This is a genomic window from Trinickia camelliae (assembly GCF_053525655.1).
The window spans coordinates 114,085-132,039 of record NZ_JBCHAA010000014.1 but is presented as its reverse complement, the minus strand read 5'-3'; the positions used below and the strand labels follow the sequence as shown (position 1 = coordinate 132,039).

The 17,955-nt window shown below is 63.2% G+C and carries 17 protein-coding genes and 1 other RNA gene; 5 read left to right on the top strand and 13 right to left on the bottom strand.

The genetic code is table 11. The features are described 5' to 3' along the window. Positions 1–86: 86 nt before the first annotated feature. Positions 87–1,241 carry a dual-specificity RNA methyltransferase RlmN gene (gene rlmN / locus AAHK20_RS22620; RefSeq protein ID WP_449183734.1) on the bottom strand — a complete coding sequence of 385 codons (1,155 nt, stop codon included), beginning with the start codon at positions 1,239–1,241 and terminating at the stop codon, positions 87–89. Positions 1,242–1,379: 138 nt separating this feature from the next. Further along, complete coding sequence (gene ndk / locus AAHK20_RS22615) at positions 1,380–1,805, bottom strand: nucleoside-diphosphate kinase (protein ID WP_449183733.1); 426 nt, start codon at positions 1,803–1,805, stop codon at positions 1,380–1,382. A 267-nt stretch (positions 1,806–2,072) separates the two neighbouring features. On the opposite strand from ndk, the gene AAHK20_RS22610 reads away from it, so the two are divergent. After that, the gene (locus tag AAHK20_RS22610; protein WP_449183732.1) at positions 2,073–2,771 is read left to right on the top strand and encodes a Bax inhibitor-1/YccA family protein; all 699 of its coding nucleotides are present in this window, start codon (positions 2,073–2,075) and stop codon (positions 2,769–2,771) included. Positions 2,772–2,860: 89 nt separating this feature from the next. On the opposite strand, the gene rlmD is transcribed toward AAHK20_RS22610, so the two are convergent. Next, on the bottom strand, positions 2,861–4,288 hold the full coding sequence (gene rlmD / locus AAHK20_RS22605; RefSeq protein WP_449183731.1) for a 23S rRNA (uracil(1939)-C(5))-methyltransferase RlmD: 1,428 nt from the start codon (positions 4,286–4,288) through the stop codon (positions 2,861–2,863). A gap of 52 nt (positions 4,289–4,340) precedes the next feature. Here rlmD and AAHK20_RS22600 point away from each other — a divergent pair, with 52 nt between their 5' ends. Further along, positions 4,341–5,207, top strand: a complete 867-nt coding sequence (locus AAHK20_RS22600; protein WP_449183730.1) for an endonuclease/exonuclease/phosphatase family protein — start codon at positions 4,341–4,343, stop codon at positions 5,205–5,207. A 35-nt stretch (positions 5,208–5,242) separates the two neighbouring features. On the opposite strand, the gene AAHK20_RS22595 is transcribed toward AAHK20_RS22600, so the two are convergent. From AAHK20_RS22595 to surE, 5 genes are read right to left on the bottom strand one after another with little or no spacing between them, the layout of a single operon-like run. After that, the gene (locus AAHK20_RS22595) at positions 5,243–6,019 is read right to left on the bottom strand and encodes a 3'-5' exonuclease (protein ID WP_449183729.1); all 777 of its coding nucleotides are present in this window, start codon (positions 6,017–6,019) and stop codon (positions 5,243–5,245) included. 3 nt (positions 6,020–6,022) lie between these two features. After that, positions 6,023–7,114 (bottom strand): RNA polymerase sigma factor RpoS, encoded by a 1,092-nt coding sequence (gene rpoS, locus AAHK20_RS22590; protein WP_449183728.1) that lies wholly within the window; start codon positions 7,112–7,114, stop codon positions 6,023–6,025. 11 nt (positions 7,115–7,125) lie between these two features. Beyond that, positions 7,126–8,040, bottom strand: coding sequence for a peptidoglycan DD-metalloendopeptidase family protein (locus AAHK20_RS22585; protein ID WP_449183727.1), 915 nt, complete (start codon positions 8,038–8,040; stop codon positions 7,126–7,128). 5 nt (positions 8,041–8,045) lie between these two features. Continuing rightward, complete coding sequence (locus AAHK20_RS22580) at positions 8,046–8,912, bottom strand: protein-L-isoaspartate(D-aspartate) O-methyltransferase (protein WP_449183726.1); 867 nt, start codon at positions 8,910–8,912, stop codon at positions 8,046–8,048. Continuing rightward, the gene (surE, locus tag AAHK20_RS22575; RefSeq protein WP_449183725.1) at positions 8,909–9,667 is read right to left on the bottom strand and encodes a 5'/3'-nucleotidase SurE; all 759 of its coding nucleotides are present in this window, start codon (positions 9,665–9,667) and stop codon (positions 8,909–8,911) included. The genes AAHK20_RS22580 and surE overlap by 4 nt, the downstream gene beginning before the upstream one ends. A gap of 177 nt (positions 9,668–9,844) precedes the next feature. Between surE and AAHK20_RS22570 the strand changes: the two genes are divergently transcribed. Further along, the gene (locus AAHK20_RS22570) at positions 9,845–10,819 is read left to right on the top strand and encodes an NADPH:quinone oxidoreductase family protein (protein WP_449183724.1); all 975 of its coding nucleotides are present in this window, start codon (positions 9,845–9,847) and stop codon (positions 10,817–10,819) included. Between the two features lie 59 nt (positions 10,820–10,878). On the opposite strand, the gene AAHK20_RS22565 is transcribed toward AAHK20_RS22570, so the two are convergent. The 5 genes from AAHK20_RS22565 to ffs all read right to left on the bottom strand — a co-directional run bounded on the left by AAHK20_RS22565 (position 10,879) and on the right by ffs (position 15,684). Beyond that, a complete protein-coding gene (locus tag AAHK20_RS22565; RefSeq protein WP_449183723.1) occupies positions 10,879–12,087 on the bottom strand; it encodes a CaiB/BaiF CoA transferase family protein in 1,209 nt (402 codons plus the stop codon). A 19-nt stretch (positions 12,088–12,106) separates the two neighbouring features. Continuing rightward, positions 12,107–12,703, bottom strand: coding sequence for a recombination mediator RecR (gene recR / locus AAHK20_RS22560; RefSeq protein ID WP_449183722.1), 597 nt, complete (start codon positions 12,701–12,703; stop codon positions 12,107–12,109). A gap of 34 nt (positions 12,704–12,737) precedes the next feature. Then, positions 12,738–13,064 (bottom strand): YbaB/EbfC family nucleoid-associated protein, encoded by a 327-nt coding sequence (locus AAHK20_RS22555; protein ID WP_136893548.1) that lies wholly within the window; start codon positions 13,062–13,064, stop codon positions 12,738–12,740. A 96-nt stretch (positions 13,065–13,160) separates the two neighbouring features. Beyond that, positions 13,161–15,452 (bottom strand): DNA polymerase III subunit gamma/tau, encoded by a 2,292-nt coding sequence (locus AAHK20_RS22550; RefSeq protein WP_449183721.1) that lies wholly within the window; start codon positions 15,450–15,452, stop codon positions 13,161–13,163. A gap of 133 nt (positions 15,453–15,585) precedes the next feature. Beyond that, an RNA gene (ffs, locus tag AAHK20_RS22545) (signal recognition particle sRNA small type) lies at positions 15,586–15,684 on the bottom strand. A gap of 389 nt (positions 15,685–16,073) precedes the next feature. Between ffs and trxA the strand changes: the two genes are divergently transcribed. Then, positions 16,074–16,400, top strand: coding sequence for a thioredoxin TrxA (trxA, locus tag AAHK20_RS22540; RefSeq protein WP_137332284.1), 327 nt, complete (start codon positions 16,074–16,076; stop codon positions 16,398–16,400). 199 nt (positions 16,401–16,599) lie between these two features. Further along, positions 16,600–17,862, top strand: a complete 1,263-nt coding sequence (rho, locus tag AAHK20_RS22535; RefSeq protein WP_136893545.1) for a transcription termination factor Rho — start codon at positions 16,600–16,602, stop codon at positions 17,860–17,862. Positions 17,863–17,955: the final 93 nt, after the last annotated feature.

The window sequence follows — 17,955 nt, the reverse complement described above, 5'->3', positions numbered from 1 at the left end:
GATCGATTTGCTGCCTGCCTTACTGCCCGCTGCCCCATTTTCAGCGAGCACTGCGTCAGCGATAGCTGCGCCACCATCCACATCGATTAATGCACCTGCCTCACTTCGATCACCTTGCCCGGGCGCCCCATGCGCTCGGCAAGGCGAGTGCGATCCTTCACCGCGCCGGCGAGCTGGCCGCACGCCGCGTCGATATCGTCGCCTCGCGTCTTGCGCACAGTCGTCACGACGCCCGCGTCGATCAACACCTGCGCGAAACGCTTGATCTGTTCCGGCTTCGAGCGGATCAGCCCCGACTCCGGAAACGGATTGAACGGAATCAGATTGAATTTGCACGGGACGTCGCGCGTCACCGCGAGCAGCTCGCGCGCATGCGCCTCGCTGTCGTTGACACCGTCCAGCATGCAATATTCGAAGGTAATGAAATCGCGCGGCGCGACTTTCAGATAGCGCTCACAGGCAGCCATCAGCTCGCGCAGCGGATACTTCTTGTTGAGAGGCACCAGTTCGTCGCGCAGCGCGTCGTTCGAAGCGTGCAGCGACACCGCCAGCGCCACGGGAAGATCCGCCCCGAGGCGGTCCATCATCGGCACGACGCCTGACGTGGAGAGCGTGACGCGGCGGCGCGACAGACCGTAGGCATTGTCGTCGAGCATCAGCCGCATGGCCGGCACGACGGCATCGTAATTCAGCAGCGGCTCGCCCATGCCCATCATCACGACGTTCGTAATGACGCGCTCGCCCTTGCCTTCCTGGGCCGCGTCGAGCCCATTTGCCTCGCGCCGTACGGCGCGCAGCGCAAATTCCGCCATCCGCAACTGGCCGATGATTTCGCCGGTCGTCAGATTGCGGGAAAAACCTTGCTTGCCGGTCGAACAGAACCGGCAGTTGACCGCGCACCCCGCCTGCGATGACACACACAGTGTGCCGCGCGTTTCCTCGGGGATATACACGGTTTCGACCGCATTGCCGTTGCCGACGTCGATCAGCCACTTGCGGGTGCCGTCGGTGGAAGTGTGGTCGCTGGCGATGCCCGGCATCGAGATCGTCGCGCGGCCCTTGAGCTTTTCGCGCAGCGACTTGGCGAGATCGGTCATGCCGTCGAAATCGGCAGCGTTGTACTGGTGAATCCAGCGCTGCAATTGCTTGGCGCGAAACGGCTTCTCGCCGAGGCTGTCGCAATACGCGACGAGGCCTGCGGCGTCGAGGTCGAGAAGGTTGACGGTTGAACTGCTCGTCATATCGATTCCTGCCATTTCAGTGCGAAAAACCGTGCGTGCCGCCGTGCCCATTCAACTGCTGATTGGACACTGGACCGCATGCACGGTGCCGTTCGCGCCAGTTCCTGCGAGTTCTACTTTAGCGCTTCCGTTGGACGATTAGCGCGAGTAAACGTTGAGTGCCGGGAAGAAGAACGCAACTTCGACAGCAGCCGTTTCCGCTGCGTCCGAGCCGTGCACGGCGTTGGCGTCGATGCTGTCGGCGAAATCGGCGCGAATCGTGCCCTTTTCTGCCTTCTTCGGATCGGTCGCGCCCATCAGATCGCGGTTCGTCAGGATCGCGTTCTCGCCTTCGAGAACCTGCACCATCACCGGGCCCGAGATCATGAATTCAACCAGATCCTTGAAGAACGGACGTGCGGCGTGAACTGCGTAGAACTTCTCCGCGTCGGCGCGCGACAGATGCACCATGCGGGACGCCACGATCTTCAGGCCAGCGTTTTCGAAACGGCTGTAGATCTGGCCGATCACGTTCTTGGCCACTGCGTCCGGCTTGATAATCGACAGGGTGCGTTCGATCGCCATAAAAACTCCAGAAAATTAAGAGGTTACAGATTCAAATGAATCCGCAATTGTAGCATGATCCCGTGTATTATTGCGATTGAACCCTTACATGATCGTAAGGCTCAAAGGGTATATTCCGCATCACTCTTCCGCTCGCCGTGGCCGTTGAAACTCCAGGCCGCCGCGCATATCTTATGGAGTGGTACGGCTCTATCCACGCGGCGCCGCATCGTGCGAGCGCCGCGGCATGATCACAGAGCATCACTGCGTTTGACGCAAGGAGAAACCATGAACGAGTATCCCTACAACTTTGGCCGCGGCGGCAGCGTCACCACGGCTGAAACCCGCAACCGCGTACTGCGGAACACCTATTGGCTGCTCGCGCTGTCGATGGTGCCGACCGTGCTCGGCGCCTGGGTGGGTGTCGCGACCGGCTTCTCGCTGTTCGCCGCCACCAGCCCCGCGATGAGCATGCTCGCGTTCTTCGCCATTGCCTTCGGCTTCATGTTCGCGATCGAGCGCACGAAGAACAGCAGCATGGGCGTCGTCGTCCTGCTCGGCTTCACGTTCTTCATGGGCCTGATGCTCTCGCGCCTGCTGAGCTTCATCCTCGGCTTCACGAACGGGCCGTCGCTCATCATGCTCGCGTTCGGTGGCACTGGTGTGATCTTCGCCACAATGGCCACCATCGCCACGGTCAGCAAGCGTGACTTCTCCGGCCTCGGCAAGTGGCTCTTCATGGGCGTGATCGTGCTGCTGCTCGCCATGGTCGCCAACATGTTCCTGCAACTGCCGGCGCTGATGCTGACGGTTTCGGTCCTCGCGATCGCCATCTTTTCGGCGTACATGCTGTTCGACGTGCAGCGCGTCGTGAATGGCGGCGAAACCAACTACATCACGGCCACGCTGGCGATCTATCTGGATCTGTATAACGTGTTCGTGAACCTGTTGTCGCTGCTGGGCATCTTCGGCGGCAACCGCAACTGATTTCGAACGCTGTTGCGATGTAAAAAACCGGCCTTCGGGCCGGTTTTTTTATGCGCGCGAGGTTTACGAATCGCCGGCTTGGTTGCCTTCTAGTCGCGCTCGAACAGCGCGATCGATTCCACGTGGGACGTGTGCGGGAACATATTGACCACACCCGCGCCTTTCAGCCGGTAGCCCGCCTCGTGAACGAGCAGGCCAGCGTCGCGCGCGAGTGTCGACGGATTGCACGACACGTAGACGATGCGCGACGGCAGCGGGCCGTCACCACTCTGTGCGATCTCGGCGAGCGCCTTCGAAACAGCCAGCGCGCCCTCGCGCGGCGGATCGACGAGAAACTTGTCGAATGCCCCAAGCGCGCGCAGGTCGTCGGCCGTGACTTCGAACAAATTGCGGCACGCGAACGAGGTATGCCCGTCGACGCCGTTTTCCTTGGCGTTCGCGAGCGCCCGGGTCGTCAGCGCTTCGCTGCCTTCGATCCCCACGACTTCGCGCGCAAGGCGGGCCAGCGGCAGCGTGAAGTTGCCGATTCCGCAAAAGAGATCGAGCACGCGATCGCCACGCCCTGGCGCCAGCAGCCGCAATGCGCGGCCCACCAGCACGCGGTTGATCTGATGATTGACCTGCGTGAAATCGGTCGGTTTGAACGGCATCCGGATGTTGAATTCCGGCAGTGTGTAGTCGAGCGGCACGTCGAGCGGGTAGAAAGGCACGACCGTGTCCGGACCCTTCGGCTGCAGCCAGAACTGCACCTGATGGGCATCGGCGAACTCGCGCAGCAGCGCCTCATCAGCGGCGTTGATCGGCTCGAGCACGCGCAGCACCAGCGCGGTGACTTGCGAGCCGACGGCCAGCTCGATCTGCGGCATCCGATCGCGAATCGACAGCCCCTCGACCAGCCGGCGCAACGGCACGAGCATCGCCGAGACATGAGGCGGAAGCACTTCGCAACTCGTCATATCGGCGACGTAGCTGCTTTTGCGCTCGTGAAAGCCGACCAGCACACCGCCCTTTTTCACCACGTTGCGCACGGTCAGGCGCGCGCGATACCGGTAGCCCCACGACGGCCCCTGAATCGGCCTGAATACCGTCTCGGCGCACAGCTTCGCGAGATGCTGCAGGTTGTCTTCGAGCACGCGCTGCTTGACGGCGACTTGCGCGCGCACGTCGAGATGTTGCATCGAACAACCGCCGCAGGTGCCGAAAAAACGGCATTGCGGTTTGGTGCGCAGCACGCTTTCACGCAGCACGTCGACAACCTGCGCCTGCTCGAAACTCGGCTTCTTGCGATAACTCGAATAGCTGACACGCTCGCCAGGCAGCGCGCCTTCGACGAAGATCACCTTGCCGGGCTCGCCAGTTTCCGTGACGAGGCGACCCACGCCGCGCGCTTCCATATCGAGCGATTCGATCTCGAGAATCGGGGCACTAACGGGAGAGGCGGACGGCGCCGGCGCGCTTTTCAGCTTGCGCCCGCTACGGTTGGGGGATTCGGACACCTGCGGATTCCTGACAGACATTAACGAAAGGCGAGATTGTAGACGAACGGCAAACCACAACGGAGATTTGACGATGCGACTGATCTGTTGGAATGTCCAGTGGGGACGCGACGCGAGCGGCGACGTCGATCTTCCGCGAACGCTCGCCGAGGCGAAGCGGATTGCCGATTTCGACGTGCTCTGCCTACAGGAGATCACGCGCGGCTTCGGCGCGCTGCCGGGCCGGCCGTCCGGCGATCAATTCGCCGAACTCGAAGCCGCCCTGCCCGGCTTCACGGTGCTCGACGCGATCGGCGCCGATCTGCCTCCGCTCGAAGCTAGCGCGCCAAGGCGGCAATTCGGAAATGCGATCGTGACGAGGCTGCCGGTCGAGCAAGTGATCCGGCATACGCTGCCCTGGCCCGCCGACCCCGACGCGCCATCGATGCAGCGTGTGGCGCTGGAAGCGGTGCTGCGCGCGCCGGGCGGATCCGTGCGCGTCGTGACCACGCATCTGGAGTTCTATTCGCTGAAGCAGCGCCTCGCGCAAGTCGACGAGCTGCGCCGGCTACATCTGGAGGCCGCCGCGCATGCGGCCCGCTCGGCTCCCGCCGAAAACGCGACCGGACCGTTTGCCGCCACCGCTCGTCCTGTCAGCGCGATCGTGTGCGGCGATTTCAACAGTGCGTTCGACAGCGAGGCGTACCAGCGCTTCGTCGCCCCGCTCAACGAGAATCCGCACGGCGCCCCAGCCTTTATCGACGCCTGGACGACGCTGCACCCCGGCAAGACGCCGCCGATGACGGCTGGCGTCTACGACACCGTACAGTGGTCATCCGGGCCGATAGCGTGCGATTTCGTGTTCGTCACCGAGGATTTGCGGCCGCGCCTCAAGCGTTGCGAAATCGACAGTGCGACGCACGCCTCGGATCACCAGCCGGTATTGCTGGAACTCGACTGAAACGTTGTCAGCCGGGCACGCTTTTCACTTTCGACTCAGCCCTCGAAGGCTTCGAGATATTCGGCCCAGTGCGGCGCCGGTTCCTGCGCGAGCGTATTTTTGACGAATGCGATCTCGTCGGTGTATTCGTCCTGCGAAAACGCTCCGCGCATCAATTGAAAGCGGCAGTACAACAAGTACGTGTTGACGACGTCCGTCTCGCAGTAGTTGCGGATTTCTTCGATGCGCCCTTCCTGAAACGCCGTCCACACCTGGCCGCCGTCCATCCCGAGCTTGCCGGGAAAGCCGCACAGCTTCGCAAGTGCGTCCAGCGGCGCGTTCGCGCGCGCCTGATACATCGCGAGCACGTCCATCAAATCCGTGTGGCGCGAGTGATAGCGGCTAATGTAGTTGTTCCACTTGAATTCTCGATCGTCCTCGCCGAGATCCCAGTAGCGCGACGCGGACACGCCGTGGACCAGCGCCCGGTAGTGCAGCACCGGCAAATCGAATCCGCCGCCGTTCCAGGAAACAAGCTGCGGCGTGTACTTTTCGATCACGCGATAGAACGACTGGATCAGCGTCGCTTCCGAGTCCTCGAGCGTGCCGAGCGAGCGCACACGCAAACCCGTGCGGTCGCGAAACACACACGAGATCGCGGCGATGCGCTGGAGATGGTGCGGCAGAAAATCGCTGCCGGTCTTTTCGCGGCGCGCCGCGAAAGCGTGCTCGGCGACTTCGGCATCGGACAGCGTGGCGGGAAGATCTTCAAGACGGCGAATGCCGGCGACATCGGGAATCGTCTCGATGTCGAAAACCAGAATGGGAATCATCGATTAGAGAACAGCGTCCTTGCGCACGCCGTTGGACGCAAAGAAGCGCTTCAAGCGCACGAGCGCTTCTTGCTGGATTTGCCGCACGCGCTCGCGCGTGAGGCCCATTTCGTCCGCAAGCTCTTCGAGCGTCGCGGGCTCGATGTGATTCAAGCCGAAGCGGCGTTCGATCACGTGCCGGTGCTTATCCGACAAACGCGACAGCCACGCGCGCGTGAGCGTTTCGAGTTCGCGGTGCTGGACTTCGGCATCGGGCGACTGGCTCTGGTCGTCCGACAGCAGATCGAGCAGGCTGCTCGCGGGATCGAGATCGAGCGGCGCGTCGAGCGACGCCGTGTGCTCGTTCAGCGCGAGGATATCGGTGACTTCGTCGGTCGTCTTGCCGGTCAGGTAGGCGATATCGTCGATGCTCGCGTCGCGCCGGTCCGCCGCTTCGCCGGAATTCATCGAGTTCTTTTCCAGGTGACGCTTCGCGCGCAGCACCTGATTGAGTTCGCGGATCACGTGCACGGGCAGCCGCACCGTGCGCGCTTGGTTCATGATCGCGCGCTCGATGCTCTGGCGAATCCACCAGGTCGCATACGTCGAAAAACGGAAGCCGCGCGTCGGGTCGAATTTCTCGATCGCGTGCATGAGGCCCAGGTTGCCTTCCTCGATCAGATCGAGCAACGGCACGCCACGGTTCAGATAGCCCTTCGCGATGCTGACGACGAGCCGCAGGTTGCGCTCGATCATCACCTGCCGCGCCTCGAACTCGCCCGCTTTGGCGAGCCGCGAATAGCGCTGCTCTTCCTCGACGGTCAAGAGCGGCTTCACGCTGATGCGGTTCAAATAGTGCTGAATCGTGTCAGCAGTCAGCTCGGCCTGCAACAGGGCGCGGAAATCGTCGGGATCGGGTGCCGCTTCGCTCGCTGAATCGGCCGCGTCGCCGGAATCGTCCGCACCGTTGTGACGCTCTTCGAGTTCGGGCTCGTTCTCGACGAGCTCCTCCTCGGGCTCGCTCGTCGAAGCGCCGGAGTCCGACTCCAAGGCGTGCGCGACACGGCTGAGCGTTTCGGTCTCATCTTGCTGCGGGCGGCGCTTCGATTTCGGCATGGTCGTTTCGCTTATTGCGGCGGCAAGTACTTCAGCGGGTCGACAGGTTTGCCCTGCCGGCGAACTTCGAAATGCAACATCACGCGGTCCGAATCGCTATTGCCCATTTCGGCGATCTTCTGCCCTTTGGTCACCGCGTCCCCCTCTTTTACCATCAAAGCGCGGTTGTGTGCATACGCGGTGAGATAAGTTGCGTCATGCTTGATGATAATGAGATTGCCGTAGCCGCGCAGCCCATTTCCAGCGTAAACGACACGTCCATCCGCCGAGGCTTGCACAGCCGTACCCGCTGCCCCGCCAATATTGATGCCCTTGTTGCTCGCGTCGTCGAACGTGCCGAGGATCGGTCCGCGCGCCGGCCACGCAAAAGCGATGTTGCCGACCGACGCGGCCGCATCGCTTGCGCCGGGTTGCGGCGGAATCGTGGTCACGGCGGGTGCGGAGCCGTACACGGGCGGCTGCGCCGGATTCACACCCGAAGCACCGGCTGGTGCGTTGTTCGCAAGCGGAGCGCTCTGCACGGCGCCGCCACCGATCGGCGCAGTCGCAACGCCCGGCGTCACCGCCGCAACGTTCGCACCCGGCGGCGCGACGCGCAGCAATTGGTCGACTTCGATTTGGTTCGGATTCGCGAGATTGTTCCAGGTCGCGATGTCGCGATAATTCTGGCCGTTCTCGAGCGCGATCCGGTAAAGCGTATCGCCCGGCTTCACACGGTAGTAGCCAGGAGGCGGCGGGCCGAGCGGCACGGGAGCCTGAGCAGCGGCCCCAGCTTGAGCGGAAGAAGAGCGGTCGACGACCGGCGCATTATCGAGCCGCGTCGCGCAAGCCGTCAGCGCCGAGAGCACCACTACGCAGAAGGCACGCTGAGCTACGGTGAACCGGACATTTGAACTATTACTATGCATCGCGCGCAACATACTCATCGGTGTCAAATCACTCCGGATTTTAAGGGGACAAAGAAAACGCGATCAAGCCGCGACTCGCGCCACTGGCTGGGCCCGAGACGCTCGACGAGCGTGAGCACCTGAGCCTGTCCGCTTTGCGCACCGACCGGCGCGACCAGGCGTCCGCCCACGGCAAGCTGCTCGAGCAGCGCTTGCGGGACATCGAGCCCGGCAGCAGCGATCACGATCGCATCGAACGGCGCCGCCGACGGCAGGCCGACGCGCCCATCGCCGTAATGCAAGCGGATGTTCGGCACGCGCAGGGGCCGCAAGTTGGTCTTCGCGCGCTCGTAAAGCGGCCTGATTCGTTCAATCGAATACACATCGCGCGCCACCTGGCTCAGCACGGCGGCCTGATAGCCGCAGCCCGTGCCGATTTCGAGCACGCGTTCGAGCTTGCGACCGGCCGCCGCGAGTTCGATCATGCGCGCGACGACCGATGGCTTCGAAATCGTCTGGTGGTGACCGATCGGCAGCGCCGCATCCTCGTAAGCCTGAGTCGCGAGGCCGGGATCGACAAACATGTGGCGCGGCACGACCGACATCGCATTCAAGACGCGCGGATCGGTCACGCCGTTTGCTCGAAGGCGTTCGACCATCCGTTCGCGCACGCGTTCCGACGTCAGCGCAAGCGTGCCGTTCAAAGCGACATTCGGTGCGTTGCTCTTTTCGGCCGTTTTGGCTGGATGGCGTTCGACGCGAGCGTCATGTGCGCGCGCAACAGCGCGCGCCGGCTCGGTCCGTACGGTCGCCGGCCCGCGCGACTCCCCCGCGCGGCCTTGCGGCTTGCGCGACTCGCGCTTGAGATCGGCGAGTTCCAGGGGAAAACGCTTGGCGCGCTCGCTCGTCATGAAGCGTGACGCCCGGCGCGCGCCCATTCGCGCGTCGCGGCCAGCATTTGCGTATGCGTGAGATCGAGTTGCAGCGGCGTGATCGACACCCGGCCGTTTGCGATGGCGTGGAAATCGGTGCCTTCGCTCGCGTCGAGCGCCGCGCCCGACGGTCCGATCCAGTAGATCGGCTCGCCGCGCGGATTGGTCTGGCGGATCACCGGCTGCGAGGGATGACGCTTGCCGAGCCGCGTCACTTGCCAATCGCTCAACTGCTCATACGGCAGGTTCGGGATGTTGACGTTCAAAAGCGGATGGCCGGGCAGCGGATTCTCGAGGAAATGCTTGACGATATCGACCGCCACGCGCGCCGCGTCTTGCAGATGCACCCAGTCTTTGTCGACGAGCGAAAAAGCGATCGACGGCACGCCGAACATCACACCTTCCGTCGCGGCGGCGACCGTCCCCGAGTAGAGCGTGTCCTCGCCGATGTTCTGGCCGTTGTTGATGCCGGAAATGACGAGATCGGGCTTGTGATCGAGCATGCCGGTCAGCGCGATGTGCACGGAGTCGGTCGGCGTGCCGTTCACATAATAGAAGCCGTTCGCCGAACGCAGCACGGACAGCGGCCGCGACAGCGTGAGCGAGTTCGATGCGCCGCTGCAATTCTGCTCGGGCGCCATCACTGTGATATCGGCCAGCGGCTTGAGCGCGTCGTAAAGCGCGGCGAGCCCGGGCGCCAGATAACCGTCGTCGTTACTCAGTAGGATTCGCATGCGGCGATTGTAACCGAGGAAAGAAGGCACGCGAACGACACGCTGGCAGGCGCTTCGGGGTATGTTGCGCCGGTCGGAAAACGTACGGTCGCTCGCGGTGGTTTACACTGGCCCAAGCCGAATTCCGGCACCCGGATTCGCTACGCTTTCTACTCGCCATTCAACGAAGGAGACACGATGCGCGCCATCCGCTGCAATCAATACGGACCGCCGGAAAGCCTGACGGTCGAGACCTTGCCCGATCTGCAACCGCAAGCCGGTCAGGTCGTAATCGACGTCAAGGCTGCGAGCGTTAACTTCCCCGACGTGCTGATCATCGAGAACAAGTACCAGTTGAAGCCGGAACTGCCGTTCACGCCAGGCGCCGAAGTGGCCGGGATCGTACGCGCCGTGGGCGATGGCGTCGAGCATGTGCGGCCGGGTATGCACGTCGTGGCGTACACGGCGTTGGGCGGATTCGCCGAGCAGGCGGTAGCGCCTGCCGGAGCCTGCGTGCCGCTGCCCGACGAAGCCGATCTCGCGGTCGCCGCCGCGTTCACGCTCGCGTATGGCACATCGCATCACGCGGTCGTCGATCGCGCCGCGTTGCAGGCCGGTGAAACGATGCTCGTACTAGGCGCGGCAGGCGGTGTCGGCCTTGCCGCCGTCGAAATCGGCAAAGCGCTCGGCGCACGCGTGATCGCCGCCGCGTCCACCGACGAGAAGCTCGCGGTATGCGTCGAGCACGGCGCCGATGCGACGATCAACTACACGCGTGACGACCTGCGCGAGCGCATCAAGGCGCTCACCGACGGCAAAGGTCCGGACGTCATTTACGACCCGGTTGGAGGCGCTTATGCGGAGCCCGCGTTTCGCAGCATCGCTTGGCGCGGGCGTTATCTGGTGGTCGGATTCGCGAACGGCGAGATCCCGAAGCTGCCGCTGAATCTGGCGCTGCTCAAAGGCGCAAGCCTGGTCGGCGTGTTCTGGGGTGACTTCGCAAAGCGTGAGCCTCAGCGCAATGCGGCTGGGTTCCAGCAGATGATCGAGTGGATGCGAGAAGGCAAGCTGAGGCCGCATATCTCGGCGCGCTACGCGCTCGAAGACACGCCGCGTGCGCTGCGTGACATGGCCGAGCGCCGCGTAACCGGCAAAATCGTCATCGTGCCGTAAGCGCCCGGCGCGCTCGTTCGCGAATCGCGCGCACCGCGGAAGCGGCGCGCGCGATCGGCTCAGATAATTTTCTGCTCACGCAACGCGGCAATCCGGTCCGCGTCGTAACCCAGCGATTGCAGGACTGCGTCCGTATGCTCGCCGAGCTCCGGCCCGAGCCAGCGCGTCTCGCCCGGCGTTTCCGACAGTTTCGGCGTCACGTTCGGCAGCGCGATCTCGTGTCCGTCCTGCCATTTGAACTGCTGGATCATCTGCCGCGCGAGGTATTGCGGATCGGTGAACATATCGGCGACGCTGTAAATGCGTCCGACCGGCACATCCGCCGCGTTGAGCACGTCGAGCGCTTCTTCGATCGTGCGGGTCGACAGCCACGCCGCGATCGCACCGTCGATTTCCTGGGTGCGCGGCACGCGGCCGTCGTTGTGCGCGAGACCGGGGTCGTTGGCGAGATCGGCGCGGTCGATCGCCGTCATCAGGCGCTTGAAAATCGGATCGCTGTTGCCGCCGATCACGATGCTGCCATCCTTGCACGGGTAGGTATTCGACGGCACGATGCCCGGCAGCGACGCGCCGGTGCGCTCGCGCACCATCCCGTACACGCCGTACTCGGGCACGACGCTCTCCATCATGTTGAAGACGGCCTCATACAACGCGACGTCGACCACCTGCCCTTTGCCGCCGTTCACCTGCTTGTGATGCAGCGCCATCAGTGCGCCGATCACGCCGTGCAGCGCCGCGATCGAATCGCCGATCGAAATGCCGATGCGCGGCGGCGGCAGATCCGGATAACCGGTGATGTGGCGCAGCCCGCCCATCGATTCTGCGATCGCGCCAAAGCCCGGGCGGTCACGGTACGGCCCAGTCTGCCCGTAGCCCGACAACCGAACCATCACGAGGCCGGGGTTCTCGGCCGACAGCACGTCGTAGCCGAGCCCGAGCTTTTCGAGCAGCCCCGGGCGGAAATTCTCGACGACGATATCGGCTTCCTTCGCGAGCCGCCGCACGATCTCCTTGCCCTCTTCCGCTTTCAGGTTGACGGTCACCGACTTCTTGTTGCGCGCCTGCACGGCCCACCACAGCGAGGTGCCGCCGACTTCCGGATAGAGCTTGCGCCACTTGCGCAACGGATCCCCGCCGTTCGGATCTTCGATCTTGATGACGTCGGCGCCGAATTCGCCGAGAAAGCGCGCGGCAAACGGCCCGGCGATCAGCGTGCCGAGCTCGAGGACTTTGATGCCCGCCAGAGGGCCGGTGGTGGTTGCGGTCATGGGTTTCCTGCAGAGCGGACTAAAGCGCGCGTCTGTCTAGCATCGCGCGCGCTATCGTGCCGGCGTCGACGTATTCGAGCTCGCCGCCCACCGGCACGCCGCGCGCAAGACGGGTCACCGAGAGGCCGCGCGCCTTCAGCGTCTGCCCGAGGTAATGCGCGGTCGCCTCGCCTTCATTCGTGAAGTTGGTTGCAAGCACAACTTCCTTGACGACGCCGTCCGATGCGCGCTTCACGAGCCGGTCGAAATGGATTTCCTTGGGGCCGATGCCGTCGAGCGGGCTCAACCGCCCCATCAGCACGAAATAGAGCCCCCGATAGGTCAGCGTCTGTTCGAGCATGATCTGATCGGCGGGCGTTTCGACGACGCACAACAGCGTCGGATCGCGTTCCTCGTCGCTGCAGACCTCGCAGATCTGCGCTTCGGTGAACGTGTTGCACTTCTCGCAGTGCTGCAGATGCTCAGTCGCGAAGAGCAACGCGTGCCCGAGCTTTTCGGCGCCGTCGCGGTCGTGCTGCATCAGGTGGTACGCCATCCGCTGCGCGGACTTCGGTCCGACACCGGGCAGCACGCGCAGCGCTTCGACGAGCGCCGACAAGGCGGAGGGTTGTTTCATGCAAATCGGCGCTGTCGATCAATAAAGCGGCTGCTTAGAACGGCAGCTTGAAGCCCGGAGGAAGCGGCAGGCCGGCCGTCATGCCGCCCATCTTTTCCTGCGCGGTGGCCTCGGCCTTGCGCACGGCATCGTTGAACGCGGCGGCGACGAGGTCCTCGAGCATGTCCTTGTCGTCGGCGAGCAGGCTCGGGTCGATCTGGACACGGCGCACGTCGTTCTTGCAGGTCATCGTCACCTTGACGAGACCCGCGCCCGACTGCCCTTCGACTTCGATCTGGGCGAGCTGCTCCTGCATCTTCTTCATGTTTTCCTGCATCTGCTGGGCTTGCTTCATCAGCCCTGCGAGTTGGCCTTTCATCATGGACTTGCTCCTTCGTATTCGATTGGGTTTTCAATGCGGCGTGTTATCTGCTGGCAACGCGCCGCGAATGCTGGGACGTGGTGTCGATGGTTCGGCTCAGTGCGCGGCGCTGCCGGCGCCCGCCGACGCATCGGGCGCAATCGGGCGGATCGAACCCGGCACGATGCTCGCGCCGAATTCGCGGATCAGCGATTGCACAAACGGGTCGGTGCCGATCTCGCGTTCGGCTTCGCGTTGACGCTCGGCGCGCGCCGCGGCATCGAGCGCCGCCGCCGTGCGGCGTGCAGGCCCGACCTCGACTTGCACGTCGACCGGCTTGCCGAGCTTCTCGGCAAGCGCGGCCTTGAGCTTCGCGACCTGCGAGCTTTCCGCGTACTGAGGCACGGGAACGCTCAGCTTCAACGCGCCGCCTTCCAATGCCGTCAGTTCGCTGTTGAACGCGAGCTGATAAGAAATCCCTTTCAGCGGCAGGCCGGCAGCGAGCGAAGGCCAGTCGCCGTCGAAACCGATCGCGTCGAGCGGAATGGCCGGCGGCAACGGACGCGTGTCGACCGGCGCTGCGGCTTGAGGTGCTTTCGGCTCGATCCGCATGTCATCGCGCGCGCTGTCGAAGGCCGGGACGAAACCGTCGTCGGGCTGCGCGAAGTACGCGTCTTCGGCAGATGCCGGGACGTAGTCGTCAAGCGGGATGTCGTCCCAAGGAGGAGTCGGCGCGGCGTTCGAAGCCGGCGGGCGCGCCGCCTCTTCTCGCGGCACGGCGCGCGGCGTGGGCACCTTGACTTGGGGCGCGCTCGCTTTGGGCACGACGGCCGGCGCAGGTTTCGCACTTGTTGCGGCAGGCGCTGCGCGGCCGCGATCCGTCGAGACGCGCATGCCGGCGTTGCGTAGCACGTCTAGCGCAGCGCTTGCGCCACCCGCGCGAGAACGCGGCGCGGCTTCCTGCTGTGTTGGCTCAGATGTCGGCTCCGCGGCTGCAGCCGCCGGCGAGGTTGCTACTGGCTCCGCGCGCTGGACAGTCTGTTGCGCAGGCACGCTCGCTATTTCTGTAGCCGCCTCGGCCTTTACGGCGCCGCGATCGGGTTCAACAGCTGGCGGCACAGCGGTAGCTTGCTGACTCGCTGCCGCTTGCGCTGGCGACGCATCACGTGAAGACTCCGTGGGCGACGGCGAAGCGGCCGGCCTCTGCACAGGCGAAGCCGCCTGCACGGCAACCGTCGGCGCAGTGGTCGGCCGACGGCCCGCACCACCGCCGACTGCCGGCGCCGCCGCTCGCGGCGCGGGCGCGGCGCCCCCGCCGCCCGGCGCGGCCGGCTCGAACGCCAGCATGCGCAGCAGCGTCATCGTGAAGCCCGCATATTCGTCGGGCGCGAGACCCAGTTCGCTCCGGCCAAGCGTCGCGATCTGATAGAAGAGCTGCACGTGTTCAGGCGTCAGCGCATCCGCGAAACGCCGCAGGTCGTTCGCCTCGGGCCATTCGTCGAGCACCGACGTCGGCGCGAACTGCGCCCACGCAATCCGATGCAGCAAGCCCGCGAGATCCTGCAGCGCATTGGAAAAGGACAAGCTGCGCAATGACATCTCGTCCGCGACGGCCAGCACTTGCGGACCATCGCCGGCGACGAGCGCGTCGAGCAGACGAATCAAATAGCTCTGATCGAGCGCGCCGAGCATGCCACGCACCGCTTCCTCGGAGACCTGATTCGCCGAGTAGGCGATCGCCTGATCGGTCAGCGACAGTGCGTCGCGCATGCTGCCCTCGGCTGCACGCGCCAACAGACGCAGCGCCTGCGGCTCGAACACGACCTGCTCTTCGCCGAGAATCCGCTCGAGGTGCGACACGATATGCCCGGCCGGCATCTGCTTCAGATTGAACTGCAGGCAGCGCGAGAGAACCGTGACTGGAATCTTTTGCGGGTCGGTGGTCGCGAGAATGAATTTGACGTGCGCGGGCGGCTCTTCCAGCGTCTTCAGCATCGCATTGAACGCGTGGTTGGTCAGCATGTGCACTTCGTCGATCATATAGACCTTGAAGCGCGCATCGACCGGCGCATACACCGCCCGCTCTAGCAGCGCCGCCATTTCGTCGACGCCGCGGTTGCTCGCCGCATCCATCTCGACATAGTCGATAAAGCGACCTTCGTCGATCTCGCGGCACGCGCGGCACACGCCGCACGGGGTCGCGGTCACGCCGGTTTCGCAATTGAGCGCTTTGGCGAAGATGCGCGAGAGCGTCGTCTTGCCGACGCCGCGGGTTCCAGTGAACAGATAGGCGTGGTGCAGACGCCCGCCGTCAAGCGCGTGCGTGAGCGCGCGCACGACGTGTTCTTGTCCGACGAGCGAAGCGAAATCCTTCGGTCGCCACTTGCGTGCGAGAACTTGATAGGTCATCCGGAAATTGTATCAGGACACAACGACACACAGACGCGACACGCCAACGTCGGCTAGCAACGATTTTAAATGGCTGAAAGACGAAGCGGGAATGGACAGCGGAAGATGAGGAAAAACGGAAGAAAAAGCGGAAGGTGACGAGCCCGACCCTCGGCACTGGTGGAAAACGGCTGTGGCTGCTTCGTTCCCGACCTGACCAGGTTGACCGCGCCTCCATGCGAGGAGGCCCGTCACGGCGTATTCTATCATCGGTCACCGCATAGCGCGAATCTAAATCGCCAGAATATCGCGCAGCACGTCTATTGCATTCGTTCGCGACACCTCCATTTCTGACTCGATACGTAAGCCGATCGAAGGTCCGGTGAGGCATTGGAGCCCATACAACCCTACTGTGCGAATGAGTACTATCGCTACCGGCAACGCATAGCAATTTAGGCTAATATGACGCTCGGATGACCCGCAAACCGCGGTTTCCGGAACGTTAAAACGCTTCGAAGCCAGGCTTCAACGCGTTTTGCCCGGACTCATCGAGCGGTAGCGCAAACGGAACTTTTCCCAGTTTTGGTGTATCGTGGCGAGCAATTTTTCAGGCGGACCTCGAACCGAAAGAGGTATTCATTCATGAGCGAACAAATCAAGCACATCAGCGACGCATCGTTCGAACAGGACGTCGTGAAATCCGATAAACCCGTCCTGCTCGACTTCTGGGCCGAGTGGTGCGGTCCCTGCAAGATGATTGCCCCGATCCTCGACGAGGTCGCGAAGGATTACGGCGACCGCCTGCAAATCGCAAAGATCAATGTGGACGAACATCAGTCGACGCCGGTCAAGTTCGGCGTGCGCGGCATTCCCACGCTGATCCTGTTCAAGAACGGCGCGGTCGCTGCACAGAAAGTCGGCGCTTTGTCGAAGTCGCAACTGACGGCGTTCCTCGACAGCAATCTTTAATCGTTGTTCTCCGCGCGTGTTGTCGGTGGACAACACGCGCGGAGCATGCGTGCCAATCCGCCGCCCGGGCGGGTTTTTGCGTGTGCTATGCTAGAATCATAAGACTTCAAGAAGACGTGTAAGTCCCTGAGCGGTTCCGCTCGATTCCTCCTCCCAGATTTCATTTCGTCGCACCTTCTCTCCCCGACGGGTTCTCCGTATGCATTTATCCGAGCTTAAGTCTCAGCACGTGTCGCAATTGATCGAGATGGCGAACGGCCTCGAGATCGAAAACGCGAACCGCCTGCGCAAGCAGGAACTCATGTTCGCCATTCTCAAGAAGCGCGCCAAGACCGGCGAGACCATTTTCGGCGACGGCACGCTCGAAGTGCTGCCCGACGGCTTCGGTTTCCTGCGCTCGCCTGAAATGTCGTACCTCGCGAGCACCGACGACATCTACATCAGTCCGTCGCAGATCCGCCGCTTCAATCTGCACACCGGCGACACCATCGAAGGCGAAGTCCGCACGCCGAAGGACGGCGAGCGCTACTTCGCGCTGGTGAAGGTCGACAAAGTCAACGGGCAGCCGCCCGAGGCCTCGAAACACAAGATCATGTTCGAGAACCTCACGCCGCTGCACCCGAACAAGCCGCTCTTGCTCGAGCGAGAAATGCGCGGCGAAGAGAACGTCACCGGCCGCATCATCGACATGATCGCGCCGATCGGCAAAGGCCAGCGCGGCCTGCTCGTCGCGTCGCCGAAGTCGGGCAAGACCGTGATGCTTCAGCACATCGCGCATGCGATCAAGCAGAACCATCCCGATGTCGTCCTGTTCGTGCTGCTCATCGACGAGCGTCCGGAAGAAGTGACGGAAATGCAGCGCTCGGTCGCGGGCGAAGTGATCGCGTCGACGTTCGACGAACCGGCCACGCGTCACGTGCAAGTCGCCGAAATGGTGATCGAGAAGGCCAAGCGTCTCGTCGAAATGAAGCACGATGTCGTGATTCTGCTCGACTCGATTACACGTCTCGCACGTGCGTATAACACGGTCATTCCGGCGTCTGGCAAGGTGCTGACGGGCGGTGTCGATGCGAACGCGCTGCAACGTCCGAAGCGCTTCTTTGGCGCGGCGCGCAACATCGAAGAAGGCGGCTCGCTCACGATCATCGGCACCGCGCTGATCGAAACCGGCAGCCGCATGGACGACGTGATCTACGAAGAGTTCAAGGGCACCGGCAACATGGAAGTGCACCTCGAGCGGCGTCTCGCGGAGAAGCGCGTATACCCGTCGATCAACTTGAACAAGTCGGGCACGCGCCGCGAAGAACTGCTGATCAAGCCGGAAGTCCTGCAGAAGATCTGGGTGCTGCGCAAGTTCATCCACGACATGGACGAAGTCGAGGCAATGGAATTCCTGCTCGACAAGATCCGCCAGACGAAGGGCAATTCCGAGTTCTTCGATCTGATGCGCCGCGGCGGCTGATACTCACAGCCCTGCGCGCCAGAAAAGCCGTCCGCCCCGCGGACGGTTTTTTTTCGCCCGTACGCTGGACAATTCGATCAGGGCGATTCGGCT